The sequence below is a fragment of the Lysobacter sp. Soil_C_59 genome, from assembly GCF_057656415.1.
In genome coordinates, this window is record NZ_JBDGKK010000003.1 from 263362 (window position 1) to 285750 (window position 22389).

The window sequence follows — 22389 nt, forward strand, 5'->3', positions numbered from 1 at the left end:
CCCGGCGATGAGCACCCCACAGCCCAGCAGCGTCAAGCCAGGCAGCAACGCGACGAAGTATCTGTTCCTGTTCCTGATCGGCCTGGTCATGGGCGTGGTCGCTACGGTGATGGCGCTGCGTGCGATCGATGCCCGCAAGGACCATTTCCACGAGAGCGTCATGCACGTCCAGCAGTGGCACCTGGGTCAGCTCAAGCAGAAGGTCGAACAGAACCGTTGCGCGGCCACCGATGTCCTGCCCCATTTCAAGGCGCTGCGGGTCATGGCAGACGACCTGGAACCGGCCTTCCCGGACCTGGCCGACGACAAGCGCTTTGGCGAGCACGCCAGCCGCATGCGCGCCAAGCTCGACGCGGCGCTGGCCAGTCCGCCGCTCAACTGCGCCGGTGTCGGCACGGTCAACACTGAAATCGGCGAAGCCTGCAAGGCCTGCCACCAGGATTTCCGCAGCTGAGGCCGTAGCCGGCATTCGGCAGCGGCGTCGTCACGCCGTCACCAGCAAGCTGGCTACTTCCCCAACGAATCCACTCGACCCGGTGAGTATTGATCGCCGGTTCACCTCGCGACCGCTAGCGTCCAATGCGTGGCGTGCCGACGTAGTCCGGCCAACACCACTCCATCCACACAGGAGTCGCGCATGAGTTCCCAGAATCTCCGCCTGCTTGGTGTTGCCGCCGCTGCCATGGTCGCACTGGCCGGTTGTGCCACGTCTCCGTCCTCGGGCTACAGCACCGCGCCGGCACCGTCCTACGGTGGCAGCAGTGCCACCTGCTACGACTGCGGCACCGTTACCCGCATCGAGCAGGTCGCGGCAGGCAGCACCGCGCCCAGCGCAACGGGTGCAATCCTTGGCGGCATCGTCGGCGCCGTCGCCGGCCATGAGATCTCCGCCCATACCGGTGGCAGCAAGGGCAATCAGAATGTCGCAGCGGCCGCGGGCGCGGTCGGCGGCGCCGTTGCCGGCAACGCAATCCAGAAGAACACCGGCAGCGCGGCCTATAACGTTTATGTGCGCCTGAACGACGGTCGCACCACCGTGGTCACGCAGAAGGACCTCGACGGCATTCGCGAAGGCTCGTATGTCCGCGTGAATAACGGCCGCGCCTGGGCGCAGTAACTAATCCTGGAAACAATGGGAGCGGTAACAAGGATGACCGGGAATGTTTGGAAACTTCGCCCATGCACCGGCAGCCATCCGTTCCGCCACCGACGCAGAAAGAAAAAACCCGGCCAAGGCCGGGTTTTTTCCATTCCGGGCGCCGCAAGCGGCGCGCCAGTGACTTCCGTCGTCTGCCGTGATCAGAGCGGCTGGACGGCGTCGGCCTGCAGGCCCTTCTGGCCCTGGACGACGGTGAAGGAGACCTTCTGGCCTTCCTTCAGGCTCTTGAAGCCCTGCGACTGGATGGCGCGGAAGTGCACGAACACGTCCTCACCATTTTCGCGGCTGATGAAGCCAAAGCCCTTGGCATCGTTGAACCACTTGACGGTACCGGTTTCACGGTTCGACATATTTACTTACTCCTTGGAACGTTTGGTTGATAACGCGGCGTTAGGCTGCGTGCTGGTTGCAAGGAGGAAGCGAGGTGCAACGATGTAGCGGATCGATGGATCAACCGCATCGGGCCACGATTCACGGTGACCCTGGCAAACACAGCGCCCGCAAAGTACCCCGCGCCGGGTGAAAATGCAATCTGGGCAAAGTCATGGTCCGACAGGGGGTAATTAGTATGGAATTGCAGGGAATTTACTATCTAATCGCGGGCATTCTGATGCTGGTCGGGATAGCCGGGACGGTATTGCCTGCCCTGCCCGGCCTGCCCCTGGTATTCGCCGGGATGCTGCTGGCGGCATGGGCCGGGGATTTCCGCGAGGTCGGCTGGGTGCCGCTGGTGATACTGGGACTGCTGACCGTGCTGTCGCTGGGCATCGACCTGCTGGCCACGTCGATAGGCGCCAAGCGCGTCGGGGCGAGCAGGCTGGCCGTCATCGGGGCGGTACTGGGCACGTTCGCCGGGCTGTTCTTCGGGCCGGTCGGGCTGTTCGCCGGGCCGTTTGTCGGGGCCCTCGGCGGCGAGCTGATCCATGGACGCGAAGTGCGAAAGGCCGCCAAGGTCGGGTTCGGTACCTGGCTCGGCATCGTCTTCGGCGTCGTGCTCAAGCTCGGCCTGGCATTCGCCATGCTCGGCCTGTTCGCCTTCGCCTGGTTCTTCTAGGCCACACTTCCCATCAGTGACTTCAACGCATCGAGCCCCCCGCATGCCGCCAGTTCGCAATCCGCACCGTAATCCGCACCGCTCATGGCTGGTCGTCGCCGCCGCCATGCCATTGCTTGCACAGGCGCAGGCCCCTGCCGTTCCGGCCACGCCGGAAGCCTGCGTTTCCATCAACGTAGATGCCGAACGCCTGGCCTGCTATGACGCCGTACATGGCCGCCGCGCCCGCGACACGCGCGGCGCCGACATTGCGGCCAAGGAAGCCAAGGCGATCCAGAAAAACCTGGAGATCGCCGAGGAGGTCGTGCCCGATGCGACGGCGGCCGCGCCCGAGCAGACCCGCGCCGGCAGCGACCTGTACCCGATGGAAGACCCGCTTCACAGCGCCATCGCCAACGCCGGCAAGGGCTCGCTGCTCGACAGCCGCTGGGAACTGGCGCGCGATTCCAAGCTGGGCGTCTTCAACTTCCGCGCCTACAAGCCGGTCTACCTGCTGCCCGCGTTCTGGAGCACGGACGCCAACGAGACGCCGCACTCGCCCAATCCCAACAACACCGTGCCAGGGCCCATCCCGGTCGATGCGCTGGAGGCGAAGTTCCAGCTCAGCTTCAAGACCAAGGCCTGGGAGAACATCTTCGGCGACAACGGCGACCTGTGGATGGCCTATACCCAGTCCTCGCACTGGCAGGTCTACAGCGCCGACACCTCGCGACCGTTCCGCGAGACCAATTACGAACCGGAGGTCATGCTGACCTTCCGCAACAACTACCAGATCGGTGGCTGGAACGGCCGCCTGGCCGGCATCGGCATCAACCACCAGTCCAATGGCCGAGCCGATCCGTTGTCGCGCAGCTGGAACCGCGTGGTCGGCATGATCGGCCTGGATCGCGAGAACTGGGCGCTGACGGTCCGGCCGTGGTGGCGGGTCAAGGAAAGCGCGAGCGAGGACAACAACTCCGACATCGAGGATTTCGTCGGGCGCGGCGATGCGACGCTGGTGTACGTGCACGGCGGTCATCAGTTCTCGGTGATGGGGCGGCATTCGCTGCGCGGTGGCGACCGCTCGCACGGCGCGGTGCAGCTCGACTGGGGTTTCCCGATCAGCAACAGCCTGCGCGGACACATCCAGGTGTTCGACGGCTACGGCGAAAGCCTGATCGACTACAACCATCGTGCGACCTACATCGGCCTGGGCATCTCGCTGCTGGAGTGGTACTGACCTGACAACGCGGTCGCAGTCCCTGCGACCGCGGCCTGCGATGATGGCTTCCATCTTCGGCAGGGGTTGCAATGGCAGGAGACGTGAACGTGAAAATGCGCCGCATCCTTTCGCTCGATGGCGGCGGCATCCGCGGCCTGGTCAGCTGCGTCTGGCTGGCCGGCGTCGAAGATGCCCTCGCCCAGGCCAGGAAATCCGGCGGGCTGCTCCGCAACTTCGACCTGATCGCCGGCAGCTCGACCGGTGCGCTGATCGCCTGCGGCTTGGCTCTCGGCCTTCCGCCCCAGCAACTGGCGGAGCTGTACCGCCAGCAGCGGCACCTGATCTTTCCCGGCATGGCGCAGCGGTTGTGGTCGCGGGCCGGACGCGCGTTTACCCAGGGCGTGTCTGCCCCCCGCTATGACGCCAAAGGTCTGGAGAAGGTGCTGAAGAAGGTTTTCGGCACGACCACGCTGGGCCAGGCGAAGAAGCCATTGCTGGTAACCAGCTACGACACGATTTCGCGCACGCCGATCGTCTTCAAGAGTTTCAAGCCCGAACACGCCGACCTGCCGATGTGGTCCGTGTGCCGGGCCTCGACCGCGGCACCGACCTACTTCCCGGCCCATCCGATGGTGGTCGAAGGACGCAGGCGCTCGATGATCGATGGCGGCGTGGTCGCCAACAATCCCACCGCCTGCGCCATCGCCGAAGCCTTGCGCAAGGACGCGCGCATCGACGGCGCCCAGGACCTGGTGGTGCTGTCGGTCGGCAGCGGCGAGCGCAACCGGCCGATCGACCTGAAATCGGCGCAGGAATGGGGTGCGCTGGAATGGGCAATTCCCATCATCGACGTGCTGTTCGACGGCAACACCGATGCGGTCGATTACATCGCCCAGCACCTGGTCGGCGATGGTTACTTCCGCCTGCAGGCGGAGCTGGTGACCGGGCTGGATGACCTCGATGACGTCAGCGCGACCAACGTCGCGGCGCTGGAGTCGATGGCGCAGGCGTATCTGCTGCAGGCCGATACGCGCAAGAAGCTTGTGGAGCTGGTGGGGCGGTTGTAGCGGCGGCCACGTTCAGTCACTTATCAACGTCATCCCGGCGAACGCCGGGATCCAGGCTCAGAGCCCTTCAGTCACGTCGTCCCGGCGAAAGCCGGGATGACGGTGAGGTGGCTGATGCGTTGCGGGCCTGGGTCCCGGCGTTCGCCGGGACGACGGTGACTGTTCGCCGGGATGACGGTGACTGTTCGCCGGAACGACGAGGTCTTACAACGCTGGCGGTTTACTCCACCACCACCGGAATCTTGCCGATCTTCGCCTGCCACTCGCGCGGGCCGGTCTTGTGCACCGATTCGCCGGTGGAATCGACGGCGACGGTCACCGGCATGTCCTGCACTTCGAACTCGTAGATCGCCTCCATGCCCAGGTCGGCGAAGCCGACCACGCGTGCGGCCTTGATCGCCTTCGACACCAGGTAGGCGGCGCCGCCGACGGCCATCAGGTAGGCCGAACCGTGCTTGCGGATCGCCTCGATCGCGGCCGGGCCGCGCTCGGCCTTGCCGACCATGCCGAGCAGGCCGGTCTGGCTGAGCACCTGTTCGGTGAACTTGTCCATGCGGGTGGCCGTGGTCGGGCCGGCCGGGCCAACCACTTCATCGCGCACCGGATCGACCGGGCCGACGTAGTAGATGAAGCGCCCCTTGAGGTCGACCGGCAGCGGCTCGCCCTTGTTGAGCATGTCGACCATGCGCTTGTGCGCGGCGTCGCGACCGGTCAGCAGCTTGCCGTTGAGCAGCAGCACTTCGCCCGGCTTCCAGCTGGCGACGTCCTCGCGGGTGAGCGTGTCGAGATCGACGCGACGGCCCTTGGACGAGTCGTAGGTCAGCTGCGGCCAGTCGGCCAGCGACGGCGGATCGAGCATCACCGGGCCGCTGCCATCGAGGGTGAAATGGGCGTGGCGCGTGGCGGCGCAATTGGGGATCAGCGCCACCGGCAGGTTGGCCGCGTGCGTCGGGTAATCCTTGACCTTGATGTCGAGCACCGTGGTCAGGCCACCCAGGCCCTGCGCACCGATGCCGAGCGCGTTGACCTTTTCGAACAGCTCCAGGCGCAGCTCTTCAGCACGATTGGATGCACCGCGCTGCTGCAGCTCGGTGATGTCGATCGGCTCCATCAGCGCTTCCTTGGCCAGCAGCATCGCCTTCTCGGCGGTGCCGCCGATGCCGATGCCGAGCATGCCCGGCGGGCACCAGCCCGCGCCCATCGTCGGCACGGTCTTGAGCACCCAGTCGACGATCGAGTCGGACGGATTGAGCATCGCGAACTTCGACTTGGCTTCCGAACCGCCGCCCTTGGCCGCGACGATGACGTCCACGGTGTTGCCCGGCACGACCTTGACGTTGACCACGCCCGGCGTGTTGTCCTTCGTGTTGGTGCGCTTGCCCGCCGGATCCGCCAACACCGAGGCGCGCAGCTTGTTGTCCGGGTGGTTGTAGGCGCGACGCACGCCCTCGTGGACCATGTCCTCCACGCCCATCGTGGCGTCGTCCCAGCGCACGTTCATGCCGATCTCGAGGAAGACGGTGACGATGCCGGTGTCCTGGCAGATCGGGCGGTGGCCCTCGGCGCACATGCGCGAGTTGATCAGGATCTGGGCGATGGCGTCGCGCGCGGCCGGCGACTGTTCGCGCTCGTAGGCGGCGGCAAGGTTCTTGATGTAGTCGACCGGGTGGTAGTAGCTGATGTACTGCAGGGCATCGGCAACCGACTGGATCAGGTCTTCCTGGCGAATGGCTACGGGCGTGGTCGAGCTGGACTTCGGGCTTGCGGCGTTGCTCACGGCGGGCTTCGAGGCTGGCGATGGGGCCGATATTTTAGCCCTTAACTGACTGCGGGTCCGGTGCCGGCAGGGGCGCGATTGGGGAAATCGGGGCCTTCACATTTCACGCACAGCCCACAATGGAACGTTACAGAAACTGAACATCTATGCGGCCGGCCCCCGCCTGCCGCCAGCCTGAGGGGGTTCCCATGTCGTCTTCGCAACGCCGTAGCGGGGCTGTCGGCCGCCTGCTGATGCCCGCTGTCCTCCTCTCGATCGCCTCGTTCCCTGCCCTGGCGGTCGAGCCCCTGGATACCTTCAGCATCCGCATCGCAGGCTATATCAGCAAATTCGACACCGAGCTTCGCGCCGACGGCGAGACCTTGCGCGGCACCAATGTGGACCTGGAGCGCGACCTGGGCCTGGATGGCGACAGCACCATCGGCCTGATCTCGGCGTCGTGGCGGCCACTGGAGAACCACGAGTTCGGCATCGCCTACTACCAGGACAGCTTCAACTCCAGGCGCACGCTCAGCCGCGACATCAACTTCGACGGCGCGGTCTACCCGGCCAGTGCCACCGTGCGCAGCGAGTACAACCTCGATGCCTACGAGCTCAACTACAACTGGTGGGTCGCCAACAACGACACCTGGGCGCTGGGACCGCGCCTGGGACTGGTCTGGTACAAGGTCGAACTCGACCTGGACCTGGAACTGGACGCAGGCGGCAACCAGGGCGGCGCGGCGTTCGATCGCCAGGTCTCCGCCGACGTGCCCGCACCGTCGATCGGTGCCAGCTGGCGCTGGGTCCCGGCCGACGACTGGCGCATCTACGCCGAAGCCGGTTACTTCACCGCCAAGATCAACGACATCGATGCCGACGTCACCTTCGCCCGTGGTGGCGTCGAGTGGTTCCCGTGGGAGAGCTTCGGCTTCATGCTCGACTACACCTTCAACAACATCGATGCCGATGCCGAAGCCAGCCGCTTCGACGGCCGCCTCGAGTTCCAGGACAGCGGCATCCGACTGGGTGGCGTGTATCGCTTCTGAGTGCATTGGCCCAGGGGCCGGCCTTGCCGGCTCCCGGGCGCCGCGCCGGGTCAACGCTTGAAGATCGCCACGTTCAACGTCAACGGCATCAACACCCGCCTGGATTCGCTGCTGGCGTGGCTGCGCGAGGAAGCGCCGGACGTGGCCTGCCTGCAGGAACTCAAGGCTGCGCACGAACAATTTCCGCGCAAGGCCCTCGCCGATGCCGGCTACGGCGCGATCTGGCATGGGCAGAAGGCGTGGAACGGCGTGGCCATCCTCGCCCGCGGCAGCGACCCGGTCGAGATCCGGCGTGGACTGCCCGGCGACCCGGACGACAGCCAGAGCCGCTACATCGAAGCCGCGGTGGAAGGCATCGTGGTCGCCTGCCTGTACCTGCCCAACGGCAATCCGCAACCGGGGCCGAAGTTCCACTACAAGCTGGCGTGGTTCGACCGCCTGATCAAGCGTGCGAAGCAACTGCATGCGAGTGGACAACCGGTCGTGCTCGCCGGTGACTTCAACGTCGTGCCGACCGACGAGGATATCTACAATCCCAAGTCGTGGCGCAAGGATGCGCTGCTGCAGCCGCAGTCGCGCGAGCGATACCAGAAGCTGCTCGCGCAGGGCTGGACCGACTCGCTGCGCGAGCTGTTCGGCGAGGAACGCGTGTACACGTTCTGGGATTACTTCCGCCAGCACTGGCAGCGCGACGCCGGACTGCGCATTGACCATCTGCTGCTCAATGCCGAGCTCGCACCGAGATTGAGCGAAGCCGGCGTCGATCGCTGGGTGCGCGATCTGGAGCGTGCCAGCGACCATGCACCGACGTGGATCGTGATCGACCCCTGATGCTGGGCACCGCCACGGCGCGATGATGGGGCAATGACGTCGGTTGTCGCCCAACTGCCCTATCCTGCGAACCCATGCCTGCCCCTTCGACCGCATCCGCCAAGCCGAGCCTGCGCGAACGATTCGACGCGCTGCGCAACCTGCCGCCGTTCCTGCGACAGATCTGGGCCACCAGCCCCTGGCTGACACTGACCACGTTGGGCCTGCGCGTGGTGCGCGCGTTCCTGCCCATTGCCACGCTTTATGTGGGCAAGCTGATCATCGACGAGGCGGTACGGCTGGTGGCCGCCGGCAACGGCTTCGGCACGATCGGCGAGGCCTGGCGCAGCGGCCAGCTCGACACGCTGTCGTCGTTGCTTGTGCTCGAGTTCGCCCTGGCGATCGGTTCGGACCTGCTCGGCCGCTTGATCAGCTACGGCGACTCGCTGCTGTCGGAGCTGTTCACCAATGTCACCAGCGTGCGGCTGATGGAGCATGCCGCCACGCTCGACCTGGAAGACTTCGAAGACCCTGACCTGCAGGACAAGCTGGACCGTGCGCGCCGCCAGACGATGGGGCGGATGAATCTGATGAGCCAGCTGTTCGGCCAGGTACAGGATGCGATCACGGTGATCAGCTTCGCCGCCGGCCTGCTGGTCTATGCGCCCTGGCTGATCGTGCTGCTGGCGGTGGCACTGGTGCCCTCGTTCGTCGGCGAGGCGCACTTCAACGCACTGGGCTATTCGCTCAACTTCGCCTGGACCCCCGAGCGCCGCCAGCTCGAGTACGTGCGACAGATGGGCGCGAGCGTCGAAACGGCGAAGGAGGTGAAGATCTTCAACCTCCATCGTTACCTGATCGCCAAATACCGCGAACTGGCCGACGGTTTCTTCCGCGCCAACCGTGCCCTCGCCCGGCGCCGCGCCGCCTGGGGCGCACTGCTGGCCGCACTGGGCACGATGGGCTACTACGTCGCCTACGCCTATATCGCCTGGCGCACCGTGCGCGGCGACTTCAGCATCGGTGACCTGACCTTCCTGGCCGGCAGCTTCCGCCGCCTGCGGCAGTTGCTGGAGGGTTTGCTGATCGGCTTCTCGCAGGTGGCCGGCCAGGCGCTGTACCTGGACGACCTGTTCTCGTTCTTCGAGATCAAACCCGAAATCGTCTCGCCGGCGAATGCCCTGCCGGTGCCGCGGCCGATCACGCGCGGCTTCGTCTTCGAGAACGTCGGCTTCCGCTATCCCGATGCGGACAAATGGGCGCTGCGCGGGCTCGACTTCGAACTGCGCGCCGGCGAAGTGCTGGCCCTGGTCGGCGAGAACGGTGCCGGCAAAACCACCCTGGTCAAACTCCTGGCGCGCCTGTACGACCCCGACGAAGGCCGCATCACGCTCGATGGCCGCGACCTGCGCGAGTACGACCTGGACGACCTGCGCGGCAACGTCGGCGTGATCTTCCAGGACTTCGTGCGCTACCACCTCACTGCCGGCGAGAACATCGGCGTCGGCCAGATCGACGCGATGGCCGACGGCGCGCGCATTCGCGAGGCCGCGCGGCGTGCGGCAGCCGACGAGGTGATCGAGAGCCTGCCCAACGGCTACGACCAACTGATCGGACGGCGCTTCAAGACCGGCGTCGACCTGTCCGGCGGGCAGTGGCAGAAGATCGCCATTGCCCGCGCCTACATGCGCGATGCGCAGGTGATGATCCTCGACGAACCGACGGCGGCGCTGGATGCGCGCAGCGAGTTCGAAGTGTTCAAGCGCTTCAAGGAACTCTCGCACGGCAAGACCGCGGTGCTGATATCGCACCGCTTCAGCAGCGTGCGCATGGCCGATCGCATCCTGGTGCTGGCACAGGGCCGGCTCGAGGCCAGCGGCACCCACCAGGAACTGCTCGACCAGGGCGGCCGCTACGCCGAACTTTTTGAATTGCAGGCCGCCGGGTATCGTTGACGGACAAGCCTCCACCCCTCCGCACCGGGAGTCCGTCCATGCGCCACCACTTGCACTGCACCGCCCTCGCCTTTGCGCTGTCGCTCTCTCTGGCCGCTTGCCAGGCCGAACAAGGGGCCGGCCAAGGCGCCAATGCCGGCGCAGCTGCCAGCGCCACCGCGGCGCCGAAGACGTTGCCGTCGCAAAACGTGGCCAGCCAGAACGGCCAGGTGCGCGTGACCGAAATCGCCTCGGGCCTCTCGCACCCGTGGAGCGTGGCGTTGCTGCCCGACGGCAGCTTCCTGGTCACCGAACGCCCCGGCCGGATGCGCCGCGTCTCCGCCGACGGTGCGGTGTCCGGCCCTCTGGGCGGGGTGCCTGAGGTCTGGGCGCAGGGCCAGGGCGGCCTGCTCGACGTAGTGCTGGCGCCGGACTTCGCCAGCAGCAAGCGCATCTACTTCAGTTATTCCGAAGCCGGCGAGAACGGCACCGCCGGCACCGCGGTGGCGACGGCCACGCTCGGCGACAGCTCGCTCAGCGACGTGCGCCGCATCTACCAGCAACAGCCGAAGCTGGAAGGGCCGAACCACTTCGGTTCGCGCATCGTTTTCGACGGCAAGGGCCATGTCTTCATCAGCCAGGGCGAACGCAACGACCGCCCGACCTCGCAGAAGCTGGACATGCTGCAGGGCAAGCTGGTCCGGCTGAATCTCGATGGCAGCGTGCCCAGCGACAACCCGTACGTCGGTCGCAAGGATGCGCGTCCGGAGATCTGGAGCTACGGCCATCGCAACATGCAGTCGCTGGCGCTCGACCCGCGCACCGGCAAGGTGTGGGAAGCCGAGCACGGCCCGCGTGGCGGCGACGAGATCAACATTCCCGAGCCGGGCAAGAATTACGGCTGGCCGATCATCACCCACGGCATCAACTACTCGGGCATGAAGATCCCCGAAGCCGTGGGCACCTCGGCGCCCGGCATGGAACAGCCGTACCACGTCTGGGAGAAGTCGCCGGGCCTGTCGGGCATGGCTTTCTATACCGGCCAGGCCGGATCGAAGTGGGACAACAGCCTGTTCCTGGGCGCGCTCGCCGACAGCAGCCTGATCCGCCTGAGCCTCGACGGCGACAAGATCACCGGCGAAGAGCGCCTGCTGAAGGAACTGACCTCGCGCATCCGCGATGTCCGTGTCGGCAGCGACGGCAAGGTCTACGTGCTCACCGACGAGGACAACGGCAAGCTGCTGCGGTTGGATCCGCCGGCGGGCTGAAGATCTGGTGTAGCAGCGAGCTTGCTCGCGACCGGCTGCCGCTGAGGCGATCGCGAGCAAGCTCGCTCCTACAATTTTTCGGCCCAGATGAGAATCAGTCTCAGCTGGGCCTGATCGGCTACAATGCCCGCCGGTCACCTCCCCCCAAGCACCGGCATGTCTTCCGCGTTTGGCACCGAAACGGTGCTGGATGTCCGTCACTGGACGGACGACTACTTCAGCTTCACCACCACCCGCGACGACGGTTTCCGCTTCGAGAACGGCCAGTTCGTGATGATCGGACTGCAGGTGCCGCAAGCGGACGGTTCATCGCGTCCGCTGCTGCGCGCCTATTCGATCGCCAGCGCGAACTGGGAAGAACAGCTGGAGTTCTTCAGCATCAAGGTGCCGAACGGGCCGCTGACCTCGCGCCTGAAATCGATCCAGCCCGGTGATCAGGTCCTGATCGGCCGCAAGCCGACCGGCACCCTGCTGATCCACGACCTGCACGCCGGCCGAAACCTCTACCTGCTGGGCACCGGCACCGGCCTGGCGCCGTGGCTGGCGGTGATCAAGGATCCGGAAACCTACGAGCGCTTCGACCGGGTGATCCTGACCCATGGCGTACGCAGCGCGGGCGACCTCGCCTACCGCGACTACTTCGTCAACGAGTTGCCGCGTCATGAGTTCCTGGGCGATCAGATCGCCGCCAAGCTCAAGTACTACCCGGCGGTGACGCGTGAGGAGTTCGCGTTCGATGGCAACGATCACCGCGGCCGCCTCACCGACCTGTTCGACAGCGGCAGGATGATGGATCACCTGGGCCTGGAGCCGCTGGATCCGGAACTCGATCGCGCCATGATCTGCGGCAGCCCGCAAATGCTGGCCGATTTCCGCGGCATCCTCGACGGCCGCGGTTTTGCCGCGGCGCCGCGCATCGGCGTGCCGGGTCAGTACGTGTTCGAACGCGCGTTCGTAGAGAAGTAACCCCAGCCGTCAGGCAGATCGCTCAGGCCGGCAACGTCACCGGCCGCCGCAGCCAGCGCTCGGCCTCGAGCTCACTGGTGAACACCGCCGCATCGACGCCGGCATCGCGCGCGTACAGCGCGCAGTACTCCACGTCCTGAACGCCGCGCGACTTCACGTGGGCGATGCGATAGCGCCACAGACGGGCATATTCCAGGGCGAGCACCAGCTCCAGCCATTCGTGTTCCTGCATCGCTTCGCCGGACAACTCGTCGACGAGAAGCACGCCGTTGCCCTGCGCCACTTCCAGGCGCGGCATGATCTCGCGCCAGTAGGCCAGCGTGTTGTCGAGATTTTCCTCGCCGCTCACCTGCACGCGCAGACCGAAATCGTGATCCTCGATCTCGACCTGCAGCTGGGCCTGCATGACCTGTCTAAGCATGGCATTACCCCAATGCGGCTTCGATGTCCTTCGCAATCGACTCGGGCTTGTCGGTCGGTGCGTAACGCTTGATCACCCGGCCGTCCCGCCCGACCAGGAATTTGGTGAAGTTCCACTTGATCCCGTCCAGCCCGAGGATGCCACCCTTTTCGTCCTTGAGCCACTTCCATAAGGGGTGGGCGCCGGCGCCGTTGACCTCGATCTTGGCGAACATCGGGAAGGTGACGTCGTAGTTGAGCGAGCAGAAATTGCGGATCTCCGCCTCGTCCCCGGGCTCCTGGTGGCCGAACTGGTCGCAGGGGAAGCCGAGCACGGCCAGCCCCCTGGGGCCGAAGTCCCGGGAGAGCTTTTCCAGGCCGGTGTACTGCGGGGTGAACCCGCACTGGGAGGCCACGTTGACGATCAGCAGGACCTTGCCGCGGAACTCGTCCAGCCCGCGCGGCTGGCCATCGATGTCGGTGGCGCTGAAGTCGTAGGCGGTCGTCATGGGGGAGACTCCGGAACAGTGGGCCTGAGCATAGCGCCGGGCGCGGGCATCCGGGACGTGAAAACGTTGGCATTCGGCGCCGTACGGCCATTGGTGGCGCCAGCTGCCGGGCCACGAGGGCAGAAACGACAACGCCGGGACATGCCCGGCGTTGTCGGTGTCACACGATTGCCGCGAATCGCCGCTTCAAGCCGGTCAGAACCCGGCCTTGAACTCCACGCCAACCGTGCGCGGCTCGTTGATGAAGCCGGTCAGGTTGTTGAAGTCGATGCCGCCGACAACCTGCACTTCGTCGGTGATGTTGCGGCCGAACAGGGCGACGTCGTACTTGCCGTACTCCCAGGTGTAGCCCAGGCGCAGACCGCCCTCGACCAGCGACTTGCCGGTGAACTCGACCGAGTCGTACAGGAAGAAGTTCACTTCGCTGCGATAGACCCAGTCGGTGTAGGCGTAGAACTCGCCGCCGTTGTCCATCGGGATGCCCCAGCGCAGGGTCAGGTTGTGGTTCCACTTCGGCGCCTGCGGCAGCACGTTGCCGTCGATCAGGGCAGCGCCGTTGACCAGCGGATCGGTCACGGTGCATGCCGCGCACGGTGCGACGGTGAGATCAGGATCCTTGATCTCGGTGTCGTTGTAGCTGCTGCCCAGGGTCAGCAGCAGGTCGTCCATCAGGTACGCCTGGAAATCCATCTCGAAGCCCTGGCCGGTCGACTTGTCGGCATTGAGCAGGATGTTGGCGTTGCCGGTCTCGCCGCCGACGGCGGTGAGCTGCTGGTCCTTGACCTCGTAGTAGAAGATGCCGGCGTTGATGCGCGCACGCTTGTCCCACAGGTCGGCCTTGATGCCCGCTTCAAATGAAGTCGAGGTCTCGGGACCGGCGATCGACATGCCGTTGAACGCGCCAGCGGCCTGGATGCTGCTGCCGCGGTAGCCGGTGGCGGCGCGACCGTACAGGTTCACGTCGTCGTTGATTTCGTACGTGGCCGACAGGTCCCAGCTGAACTTCTTGTCTTCCGTCGACTCGCGCAGGTCGCCGTCGGGCTCCATCGCCGCCAGCTGCTGGATGGTGCACTTCTGGGCGAGGACGCACGGCGCGAAGCCGGTCTGCCAGTATTCCTTGACGTCCAGGTCCTTGTCGTCCCAGGTGTAGCGCACGCCGGCACGCAGCTGGAAGGCGTCGTTGACGTCCCAGGTGGTCGCGGCGAACACCGCCCACGAATCGTTGGTCTGGTTGACGCGCTCGTAGCCGTCCTGGATGCCGCCGGCCAGCGAGTCGTAGCTGAAGCTTTCGACGTCGTAGTCTTCGTTGAAGTAGAACAGGCCGGCCTGCCAGTTCCACGCGCTGTCGAAGTCCGACTCGATGCGGAACTCCTGCGTCCACTGCGAATGCTCGGGGATGCCGTCGGCCGTTTCCGAGGCGAACGGAATGACGCCCGGGCCGGAAACCGGCAGGAACACCGCGCCGAAACCGCCGTCGATGTCGCCGCGGCTGTAGGTCTCGACCGACTCGTAGCCGGTGATCGAGTGCAGGATGTAGTCGCCGATGTCCCAGGTCAGGCGCGCGCTGGCGCCCTGGCTGTCGAGCTCGGAGTGGTTCAGGCCGTCCAGCGACACCTTGTCCTCGTCGAAGCCGTCGACCAGGTCATTGGTGCCGGGCTTGATGATGTTGGCGCGGAACAGGCGCGCGGTGCCGTTGAGGTGACGCGCATGCGCGTTGAGCAGCGCCTCGAACGACTCGCCTTCGTACAGGAACTGCACGCGTCCGGCCGACTCGTCGTAGCCTTCGAAGCCGTCGTTCGGGCCCGGGTAGGTGTTGGTCACCCAGTCGTCGCGACGCTGGAACAGGGCCGAGGCGCGGGCCGACCAGTTCTCGGTCAGGCCGCCGCCGACGGCGCCTTCGAAGTTGAACATGTTGTCGCTGCCGACGCCGACCTTGCCGTAGCCGCCGAAGTCCTGCGACGGGCGCACCGACTCGAACTTGACCACGCCGGCCGGGGTGTTGCGGCCGAACAGCGAGCCCTGCGGGCCACGCAGCACTTCGACGCGATCCAGGTCGAACACCGGGAAGCCCTTGAGGATCGGGTTTTCCTGGACGACTTCGTCATAGACCAGCGACACCGGCTGCGACGCGTTGAGGCGGAAGTCGGTGTTGCCGTAGCCGCGGATGTAGAAGCGCGGGAAGGCACGACCGAACGAGGATTCGATGTTGAGGCTGGGCACGCGACCGGACAGGAAGCGCACGTCGTTGCCGCCCGAACCGAGCACGTCGAGCTGCTCGGCATTGAGGGTGGTGACCGAGACCGGCACGTCCTGCAGGTTTTCAACCTTGCGCTGCGCGGTGACCTCGATGGTCTCCAGCGTCGTGGACTTGCCATTGGTCGTCTGGGCCGGGGCAGTCTCGACCGGGGTCGGCGCATCCTGCGCGAAAGCGACCTGGGCCGGCAGCATCAGGGCGATGGCAACGGTCAGGGCGTGACGGGGAAGCTTGCGTGCAAGCGGCATGGAAGGCATTGAGCGGTCTCGATGGGTGGCGTCAAGGATGGGACACCAAGGATTCGAAGGCCGACGCACCGGCATGTCCATCTCCGACATGCGAATGCGGCGATACGTGACTTCAGGCCGTCCCCTGACGACCTAGACGCGGACCCGTCCCGCGCCACGGCGGCTGACATGACGGGCGGAATGTTACCAGACTGTTAAAGGCCCGTACTTGTGCGTACGCCCTGCCCCTCTCCCTGGCGCGTTCGCGGCCTGTCCCTCTCCCACAAGGGGAGAGGGGAAAACAGGGAGAGGTTCTGGGGTCCGCGTTGCCCTCTCCCCTTGTGGGAGAGGGATGGCGCCGCATGGCGCCGGGGAGAGGGGGGCTCAGCGCGCAGCGCTGACCTTCACCGCCGGCACGAACGGCTTGATGCCCAGCGCCTCGTGGATCTCGGCCGGGTAATACGCCGTGCCACCCTTGATCACCAGCGCCACATTGCGGATATCGGCGATGTTGGTAGTCGGATCGCCGTCGATCAGCACAATATCCGACCGCTTGCCCGGTGCCACCGAGCCCCGCTCGGCCAGCGTGCGGGTGTACTTGGCGCCGTTCCAGGTGGCCACCTGCAGGGCCTGGGACGGGGTCAGGCCGGCCTGCACGTACAGCTCCAGCTCGCGCTGCAGGGTGAAACCGACCATCTCGTCGGTGCCGGCCACCATCGGCACGCCGGCCTTGTAGGCGCGTCCGACGAACTCGACCATCTTGGCGTAGGAGCGGTTGTAGCGTTCGGCGGTGGCGTCGTCGGGGATGTTCATCTCGGCGACGCGGCGGCCGCGCTGGATGTCCGGCGGCAGGTGGTCGGCGACTTCGGCGACGATCGGCGACATCTCGCCGTCGCGCTGGTGCAGGAACTCGAAGGTGGCCAGGGTCGGGTCGATCACGACCTTCTTCGTCGCCAGCGTCTGGATGAAGTCCTGCACCGGCTTGCTGTCCAGGTCCAGGCCGTCGGTCTTGTCGGCGACGAGGTAGAAGCGCGCCAGCGTGCGCGTGTCGGTCTTGTCGTCGACGAAGAAGTTCAGCATCAGCTGGTTGATGTGCTGGATCTCGTCGAAGCCGTCGTCGACCACGTCCTGCGCACGCAGGAACGCCGGCACGTGGCCGCTGACGCGCATGCCCTTGGAATGGGCGTAGGCCACGGTGTCCTTGAGCACGTCCTTCGGGAACGAGTTGTAGATCTTGATCTGCGGGTAGCCGTGCTCGGCGTACCAGTCGACCGCCTTTTTAGCGCTGCCGAGATCCTTTACGACGAAACCATTGCGCGCCGAGAAGTTGCTCTCGCCTTCGATGAAACCGGCCGGGACGACATCCGGAGACATCAGCGTGCCGTTCTTTATCTCGCCCAGCATCTGCTGCAGCGTGTCGTTGTCGTTGCCCATGTCGCGCACGGTGGTCACGCCGGTGGCGAGGTTGAGTCCGCCGTCCCAGCGACCGACGTGGCCGTGCATGTCGAACAGGCCGGGCAGCAGGACCTTGCCGCCGGCGTCGATGAGATTGTCAGCCTTGCCCTTGCCCTTCCCCGCCGCCGTGACCGAGACGATGCGGCCATCCTTGATCAGCACGTCGCTGGACGGTCCCAGCTTCGCGTTCTCGCTGTCGAACACGCGCGCATTGGTGATCAGCGTGGTGCCGCCGAGCGGATGACCCAGGCGCTTGGCCAGGTCGACCAGGACCTGGCTTTCGGCCTGCTTCTGGCGCGCTTCGAGGGCATTGGCGTCGGCCTGGCAGCCGTCTTCGACCAGCTGCAGGTAACCGGGGTAGATGTAGGCGAACAGGCGCGGGTTGGCGCCGGTGGTGGCCCAGGCAAATGTCGGGGTGAGGCCGACGCCGGTGACGGCGTACAGCTCAACGTCGCGCGGCGACTTGCCGCACTCGACGCGGGCCGTCGCGACCTTGCGCGAGGTCAGCGTGCCGTTGGGGATCAGCGGCAGCTTGCCGTCGCTGCGCTTGGACAGGGCATTGATGGCCACCGAGAAGCTTTCCGGCGTACCGCCCAGCGCCGAATACAGGGCCGTGCCGGAAACCGTCTGGCGGCCGTCGTCGGAGGTCGTCTTCCACTGCGCCTGGTCGCCGTTGCGGCTGAAGGTCTCGTCGACCTTGGCACCAAAGGTCGTGGTGCCCTGCGAGCGATAGCTCTGGTAGGTACCGTCCGCGGCGAGGGTGAACTCTTCCTTCAGCTCCGGACCGCGGCCATTGTCTTTAAAAATAAAATCTACGGTGGTCTTGCCGTCGTCACCGCGGGTGACCAGCTGGTGGCCGGCCTGCTTGCCGCCATCGACCAGGGCGACGTAACGCACGGTCTCGGCGGCGAGCGCGGTGGCGCTGAGGCCCAGCAGGCCGATGCCGAGAACCAGGCTACGGGTGAGTACGGCGCGCGTATTGGAGGTCATGCGGTGATCCTGTGCTGGCGGGTGGGCGCCTCCCCTCGCCCGGCAGCACCAGCTTGGGCAGCTGCGGCACCACGGCAGGAAGGCCGGAGGCGGCCTGGCCATGGCTCGTTCGGCCCCGCCCCCTTGCCCGAAGTGTAGCCAGCCTGTGCCTGCACGGGCCGTTTGTCCGCCCATGCCTTTCGTCAGGGGTCCCGGCGCCCCCCATCGGGTAGGCTGCGGGCTCCCTTTGACGAGGTTTCAGTCCAATGAAGCACCCTCTCGCGCTGGCCCTGGCCGTGGCATTGAGCGCAACCGCCCCCACCTATGCCAAGACCCCCAAGGCAGACACGTCCGTGAGTGCGCAAGCCCAGCAGCCCAACAGCGTGAACCCGTTCTTCAGCGACAGCACGCTGCCGCTCCACTATCCGCAGTTCGACAAGATCAAGGACGCCGACTTCGCGCCCGCCTTCGACGCCGGCATGGCCGAGCAGCTGAAGGAGATCGATGCGATCGCCAACAACACGGCGAAGCCGACCTTCGACAACACCATCATCGCGATGGAAAAGACGGGCCGCACCCTTGGCCGCGCCACCACGGTGTTCTTCAACCTGGTCGGCACCGACACCAACCCGACCCGCGAGAAGCTGCAGGCGACCTACGCGCCGAAGTTCTCCGCGCACCGTGACGCGATCAACCTCAACGCCAAGCTCTTTGCTCGCGTGAAGGCGCTGTACGACACCCGCGACACCCTCGGCCTGGACGCCCAGGGCGTGCGCCTGGTCGAGCGCTACTACACCGACTTCGTCCGCTCCGGCGCCAACCTGTCGGAAGCCGACAAGACCCGCACCAAGGCGATCAACTCCGAGCTGGCCGCGCTGGGCACCAAGTTCAGCCAGAACGTTCTGGCCGAAGTGAACGATTCGGCGATCGTGGTCGACACCAAGGAAGAGCTCGATGGTCTGACCGACGAGCAGATTGCCTCGGCCGCCGAAGCAGCCAAGGCACGCAAGCTCGACGGCAAGTACGTCATCGCGCTGCTCAACACCACCGGCCAGCCGCCGGAAGCCTCGCTGACCAATCGCGCACTGCGCGAGCGCCTGCACAAGGCCTCGGTCGCCCGCGGCAGCCGCGGCAATGCGTACGACAACACCGCCATCGTCTCGCAGGTGACCAAGCTGCGCGCCGAACGCGCCAAGATCATGGGCTACCCGAACTACGCGGCCTATGTGCTCGATGACGAGACTGCCAAGTCGCCCGAGGCGGTCAACAAGATGCTCGGCCAGCTCGCTCCGGCCGCCGTCGCCAACGCCGAGCGCGAAGGCGCCGACCTGCAGGCGATGATCGACAAGGAACAGAAGGCCAAGGGCCAGCCGACCTTCAAGCTCGAGCCGTGGGACTGGTCCTTCTACACCGAGAAGGTCCGCCAGGAGAAGTACGCGTTCGACGAGTCGCAGCTCAAGCCGTACTTCGAGATGAAGAACGTGCTGGAGAACGGCGTGTTCTTTGCCGCCGGCCAGCTGTACGGCCTGAAGTTCAAGGAGCGCACGGACCTGCCGAAGTACCACGCCGACACCTGGGTGTACGACGTGTTCAACGAGGACGGTTCGCAGCTGGCGATCTTCATCTTCGATCCGTACGCGCGCTCGTCCAAGCGTGGTGGTGCGTGGATGAACTCGTACGTCGACCAGTCCGGCCTGACCGGCTTCAAGCCGGTGGTGGCCAACCACCTCAACATCCCCAAGCCGTCGGATGGCAAGCCGACGCTGATGACCTGGGACGAGGTGACCACGGCATTCCACGAGTTCGGCCATGCGCTGCACGGCATGTTCTCGAACGTCGAGTACCCCTACTTCTCGGGCACCAGCGTGCCGCGCGACTTCGTCGAGTATCCGTCGCAGGTCAACGAGATGTGGGCTGACTGGCCGTCGATCCTGGCCAACTACGCCAAGCACTACCAGACCGGCGCGGCGATGCCGAAGGAACTGCTCGACAAGGTGCTTGCCAGCTCGAAGTTCAACCAGGGCTTCGCCACGACCGAGTACCTGGGTTCGGCGATGCTCGACCAGAACTGGCACCAGGCGACTGCTTCGCAGCTGCCGGCCGCCAATGGCGTGATGGGCTTCGAGGCCACGGCGCTGAAGAAGGATGGCGTCAACTTCTACGCCGTGCCGCCGCGTTACCGCACGCCGTACTTCAGCCACATCATGGGTGGCTATGCGGCTGGTTACTACGCTTACATCTGGTCGGAAGTGCTGGACGCCAACTCGGTGGAGTGGTTCAAGGAAAACGGTGGCCTGACCCGCAAGAACGGCGACCATTTCCGCCAGTCGCTGCTGTCGCAGGGTGGCAGCGTGGATGCGCTGCAGCTGTTCCGCAACTTCGCCGGCCACGATCCGAAGATCGAGCCGCTGCTGGAGAAGCGTGGCCTGACCGCGACCTCGGGTTCCTCCGAGGCAACCGGCAAGGCTGCCAAGAAGTAAGTCGCTCTTTGCGATGCTTCCATGAAAACCGCCCGGGGTGACCTGGGCGGTTTTTTTTCGTCTGTGCTTTGTGCGTGGCGTGATTGGGGAGGAGGTGGGGTGTATTCCGCGAACCTCCGCTTCGCTCCGTTTATTGTTCGCGAAATACACCCCACCCCCTCCTTCCGGAAGCTTCTACTGTTTTATTGACTTCGGCTGTTGGCGAGAGCGCAGTGCCCGCGTGATGCATCTGCGGCGGTAGGACTCGCGCTGTGCCGGCCTTGGGCGGTGTCCGTGCCCTCGGTCATTCGCACGTCTGCTCGGTGAGCTCGGTCCCGGACGCCCGCGAAAGGAATTGGTTGTTCCGAAACCACTTGCGCCCTTAGCCCCTCTCCCCTTGTGGGAGAGGGGTTGGGGAGAGAGACGCCGAAGACGGTGAAACGAACTGCCGAAGCGTCGTCCGCCCTGCTATGGCTCCACGCGACTGAGTTCAAGGAACATCTCGCGCGCCAGCACGCCCTGGTCGGGCTGGTCGATGAAGAAGCCCTGTGCGCCAAGCCCATACAACTGCATCGCTTCGGCTACCACTGACTGGGCCACGCCACCTGGCGTCTGTGCAAGGAAAGTTTCCTCTGCGCGCAATGTGTACGGGTGGACCTGCAAACCCGCCTTCAGCGCCCAGGCCAGCATCGGATGCACCAGGGCGGTGCCCTGCCCCGCCAGTTCGGCTTTGCCGTCGCCGTTGGCATCGACCGGCGGCGCGATTGGCTGGCGCGGCAGCAGGTTGCCTTTCCATGGGCCGACGCCGCTGGCGTAGTTGGCCATCATCCACTGCAGTACGGGCTCGGTGGCCAGCGCACCGTAGCGCGTTGCCGTGGTCAGGCCACCTGCGACCTCACCGGTCAGCCCGCCATAGAGGGCCTGCATGTCAGCGCCATGGCTGGCGTTGTAGACCACGTCGTAGGGACGCGCGTCGTTGAGGTCGTCATACAACTGCACCAGCGGCAGGTCGATGCCGGCGGCCGGCATCAGCTTCTTCTTCAGCTCGATCAGGTTGCCGAACTCGAAGCTCTGCACGTAGATGCGCTTCGGGTCGGTGAAGCCTTCCGCCACCAGTGTCTCGACCAGCTTGGCGCCCAGCGAGATGGCGATGGGACGACCGTCCAGTCGCCGGCCCTCGCGGGCGAAGTACGTCGGGTGCTTGGTCTCGGGGTAGATGCCGACCTTGCGACCGTTGCGGCTCTCGCGCTTCACCAGCGCGATTACTTCGGCCAGGGTCGGGATCGTGTACATGCCGTCGAAGCGGGTGTTGGCCGGACGGATCGCCGGAATGCGCTCCCTCGCCCGCAGCGTCTTCAGTTCGGCGAGGGTGAAGTCCTCGGTGAACCAGCCCGTCATGGAAACGCCATCGATGACCTTGGTGGTGCGACGGCTGGCGAACTGCGTGTGTGCGGCGACGTCGGTGGTGCCGGAGATCTCGTTCTCGTGGCGCGCAACCAGCACGCCGTCGCGGGTGGCGACCAGGTCCGGCTCGATGAAATCGGCACCCTGGCGGATCGCCAGGCGGTAGGACTCCAGCGTGTGCTCGGGGCGATAGCCGCTGGCGCCGCGATGGCCGATCACGATCAGGCCTTCGTGACCCTGATGGTCTTGATGGTCAGGTCGGTGGTTGCGGTCCACGGCGCTCACGGGGCGAGCATCGGGTGCGGCGGCGTCCTTGGCAACCGCGGTGGCGCAGGCGGTGCCAAGCAGCAATCCGGCGAGCGCGAGGAAATGCGTAACGGAGGGGCGCAGTGCGGGCATGTGACGGTCCTTGTGCGGTTCGGAGAACCGGCTCCCCCGTGCAGCCGGTG

Annotated in this window: 17 protein-coding genes and 1 pseudogene; 11 read left to right on the forward strand and 7 right to left on the reverse strand. The window is 65.6% G+C overall.

Annotation, left to right across the window (positions count from 1 at the left end; genetic code table 11):
• The first annotated feature begins 7 nt into the window (after positions 1-7).
• Together AC3A3Q_RS07950 and AC3A3Q_RS07955 are read left to right on the forward strand one after the other, a co-directional pair.
• Entirely contained in the window at positions 8-454 is a 447-nt protein-coding gene (locus AC3A3Q_RS07950; protein WP_487585733.1) for a hypothetical protein, read from the forward strand.
• 183 nt (positions 455-637) lie between these two features.
• Complete coding sequence (locus tag AC3A3Q_RS07955; RefSeq protein ID WP_487585734.1) at positions 638-1117, forward strand: glycine zipper 2TM domain-containing protein; 480 nt, start codon at positions 638-640, stop codon at positions 1115-1117.
• 182 nt (positions 1118-1299) lie between these two features.
• Here AC3A3Q_RS07955 and AC3A3Q_RS07960 read toward each other — a convergent pair whose 3' ends face one another.
• Positions 1300-1509: a cold-shock protein gene (locus AC3A3Q_RS07960; RefSeq protein ID WP_158731317.1), complete on the reverse strand. Its 210-nt coding sequence runs from the start codon at positions 1507-1509 to the stop codon at positions 1300-1302.
• Between the two features lie 218 nt (positions 1510-1727).
• Between AC3A3Q_RS07960 and AC3A3Q_RS07965 the strand changes: the two genes are divergently transcribed.
• The 3 genes from AC3A3Q_RS07965 (at position 1728) to AC3A3Q_RS07975 (ending at position 4481) form a co-directional block, all read left to right on the forward strand.
• A complete protein-coding gene (locus AC3A3Q_RS07965) occupies positions 1728-2213 on the forward strand; it encodes a DUF456 domain-containing protein (protein ID WP_487585735.1) in 486 nt (161 codons plus the stop codon).
• 43 nt (positions 2214-2256) lie between these two features.
• Positions 2257-3432, forward strand: coding sequence for a phospholipase A (locus tag AC3A3Q_RS07970; RefSeq protein WP_487585736.1), 1176 nt, complete (start codon positions 2257-2259; stop codon positions 3430-3432).
• 95 nt (positions 3433-3527) lie between these two features.
• Positions 3528-4481, forward strand: a complete 954-nt coding sequence (locus tag AC3A3Q_RS07975) for a patatin-like phospholipase family protein (protein ID WP_487585972.1) — start codon at positions 3528-3530, stop codon at positions 4479-4481.
• A 220-nt stretch (positions 4482-4701) separates the two neighbouring features.
• Here the strand turns inward: AC3A3Q_RS07975 and AC3A3Q_RS07980 are convergent, their stop codons facing one another.
• Positions 4702-6258 (reverse strand): fumarate hydratase, encoded by a 1557-nt coding sequence (locus tag AC3A3Q_RS07980; protein WP_487585737.1) that lies wholly within the window; start codon positions 6256-6258, stop codon positions 4702-4704.
• A gap of 188 nt (positions 6259-6446) precedes the next feature.
• Here AC3A3Q_RS07980 and AC3A3Q_RS07985 point away from each other — a divergent pair, with 188 nt between their 5' ends.
• The 5 genes and pseudogenes from AC3A3Q_RS07985 to AC3A3Q_RS08005 all read left to right on the forward strand — a co-directional run bounded on the left by AC3A3Q_RS07985 (position 6447) and on the right by AC3A3Q_RS08005 (position 12264).
• Positions 6447-7286 (forward strand): hypothetical protein, encoded by an 840-nt coding sequence (locus AC3A3Q_RS07985; RefSeq protein WP_487585738.1) that lies wholly within the window; start codon positions 6447-6449, stop codon positions 7284-7286.
• Positions 7287-8108 (forward strand): annotated as a pseudogene (gene xth, locus AC3A3Q_RS07990) (exodeoxyribonuclease III); the annotation flags it as partial.
• A gap of 83 nt (positions 8109-8191) precedes the next feature.
• Positions 8192-10051, forward strand: a complete 1860-nt coding sequence (locus AC3A3Q_RS07995; RefSeq protein WP_487585739.1) for an ABC transporter ATP-binding protein — start codon at positions 8192-8194, stop codon at positions 10049-10051.
• A 38-nt stretch (positions 10052-10089) separates the two neighbouring features.
• Entirely contained in the window at positions 10090-11298 is a 1209-nt protein-coding gene (locus AC3A3Q_RS08000) for a PQQ-dependent sugar dehydrogenase (RefSeq protein ID WP_487585740.1), read from the forward strand.
• A gap of 156 nt (positions 11299-11454) precedes the next feature.
• Complete coding sequence (locus AC3A3Q_RS08005; protein WP_487585741.1) at positions 11455-12264, forward strand: ferredoxin--NADP reductase; 810 nt, start codon at positions 11455-11457, stop codon at positions 12262-12264.
• A 22-nt stretch (positions 12265-12286) separates the two neighbouring features.
• On the opposite strand, the gene AC3A3Q_RS08010 is transcribed toward AC3A3Q_RS08005, so the two are convergent.
• The 4 genes from AC3A3Q_RS08010 to AC3A3Q_RS08025 form a co-directional block, all read right to left on the reverse strand.
• Entirely contained in the window at positions 12287-12685 is a 399-nt protein-coding gene (locus AC3A3Q_RS08010) for a hypothetical protein (RefSeq protein WP_487585742.1), read from the reverse strand.
• Between the two features lie 4 nt (positions 12686-12689).
• Entirely contained in the window at positions 12690-13172 is a 483-nt protein-coding gene (locus AC3A3Q_RS08015) for a glutathione peroxidase (protein WP_200605465.1), read from the reverse strand.
• Between the two features lie 195 nt (positions 13173-13367).
• Positions 13368-15674, reverse strand: a complete 2307-nt coding sequence (locus AC3A3Q_RS08020; protein WP_487585743.1) for a TonB-dependent receptor — start codon at positions 15672-15674, stop codon at positions 13368-13370.
• Positions 15675-16037: 363 nt separating this feature from the next.
• Positions 16038-18098, reverse strand: coding sequence for an amidohydrolase family protein (locus AC3A3Q_RS08025; RefSeq protein ID WP_487585744.1), 2061 nt, complete (start codon positions 18096-18098; stop codon positions 16038-16040).
• A gap of 245 nt (positions 18099-18343) precedes the next feature.
• On the opposite strand from AC3A3Q_RS08025, the gene AC3A3Q_RS08030 reads away from it, so the two are divergent.
• The gene (locus tag AC3A3Q_RS08030; protein WP_487585745.1) at positions 18344-20557 is read left to right on the forward strand and encodes a M3 family metallopeptidase; all 2214 of its coding nucleotides are present in this window, start codon (positions 18344-18346) and stop codon (positions 20555-20557) included.
• 447 nt (positions 20558-21004) lie between these two features.
• Here the strand turns inward: AC3A3Q_RS08030 and AC3A3Q_RS08035 are convergent, their stop codons facing one another.
• Positions 21005-22339, reverse strand: a complete 1335-nt coding sequence (locus AC3A3Q_RS08035) for a glycerophosphodiester phosphodiesterase family protein (protein WP_487585746.1) — start codon at positions 22337-22339, stop codon at positions 21005-21007.
• Positions 22340-22389: the final 50 nt, after the last annotated feature.

Excerpts from the sequence above, each read along its gene's own strand:
- AC3A3Q_RS07950 (WP_487585733.1), top strand. The coding sequence starts at position 8 with ATGAGCACCCCACAGCCCAGCAGCGTCAAGCCAGGCAGCAACGCGACG.
- AC3A3Q_RS07955 (WP_487585734.1), top strand. The coding sequence starts at position 638 with ATGAGTTCCCAGAATCTCCGCCTGCTTGGTGTTGCCGCCGCTGCCATG.
- AC3A3Q_RS07960 (WP_158731317.1), bottom strand. The coding sequence starts at position 1,509 with ATGTCGAACCGTGAAACCGGTACCGTCAAGTGGTTCAACGATGCCAAG.
- AC3A3Q_RS07965 (WP_487585735.1), top strand. The coding sequence starts at position 1,728 with ATGGAATTGCAGGGAATTTACTATCTAATCGCGGGCATTCTGATGCTG.
- AC3A3Q_RS07970 (WP_487585736.1), top strand. The coding sequence starts at position 2,257 with ATGCCGCCAGTTCGCAATCCGCACCGTAATCCGCACCGCTCATGGCTG.
- AC3A3Q_RS07975 (WP_487585972.1), top strand. The coding sequence starts at position 3,528 with ATGCGCCGCATCCTTTCGCTCGATGGCGGCGGCATCCGCGGCCTGGTC.
- AC3A3Q_RS07985 (WP_487585738.1), top strand. The coding sequence starts at position 6,447 with ATGTCGTCTTCGCAACGCCGTAGCGGGGCTGTCGGCCGCCTGCTGATG.
- AC3A3Q_RS07995 (WP_487585739.1), top strand. The coding sequence starts at position 8,192 with ATGCCTGCCCCTTCGACCGCATCCGCCAAGCCGAGCCTGCGCGAACGA.
- AC3A3Q_RS08000 (WP_487585740.1), top strand. The coding sequence starts at position 10,090 with ATGCGCCACCACTTGCACTGCACCGCCCTCGCCTTTGCGCTGTCGCTC.
- AC3A3Q_RS08005 (WP_487585741.1), top strand. The coding sequence starts at position 11,455 with ATGTCTTCCGCGTTTGGCACCGAAACGGTGCTGGATGTCCGTCACTGG.
- AC3A3Q_RS08010 (WP_487585742.1), bottom strand. The coding sequence starts at position 12,685 with ATGCTTAGACAGGTCATGCAGGCCCAGCTGCAGGTCGAGATCGAGGAT.
- AC3A3Q_RS08015 (WP_200605465.1), bottom strand. The coding sequence starts at position 13,172 with ATGACGACCGCCTACGACTTCAGCGCCACCGACATCGATGGCCAGCCG.
- AC3A3Q_RS08020 (WP_487585743.1), bottom strand. The coding sequence starts at position 15,674 with ATGCCGCTTGCACGCAAGCTTCCCCGTCACGCCCTGACCGTTGCCATC.
- AC3A3Q_RS08025 (WP_487585744.1), bottom strand. The coding sequence starts at position 18,098 with ATGACCTCCAATACGCGCGCCGTACTCACCCGTAGCCTGGTTCTCGGC.
- AC3A3Q_RS08030 (WP_487585745.1), top strand. The coding sequence starts at position 18,344 with ATGAAGCACCCTCTCGCGCTGGCCCTGGCCGTGGCATTGAGCGCAACC.
- AC3A3Q_RS08035 (WP_487585746.1), bottom strand. The coding sequence starts at position 22,339 with ATGCCCGCACTGCGCCCCTCCGTTACGCATTTCCTCGCGCTCGCCGGA.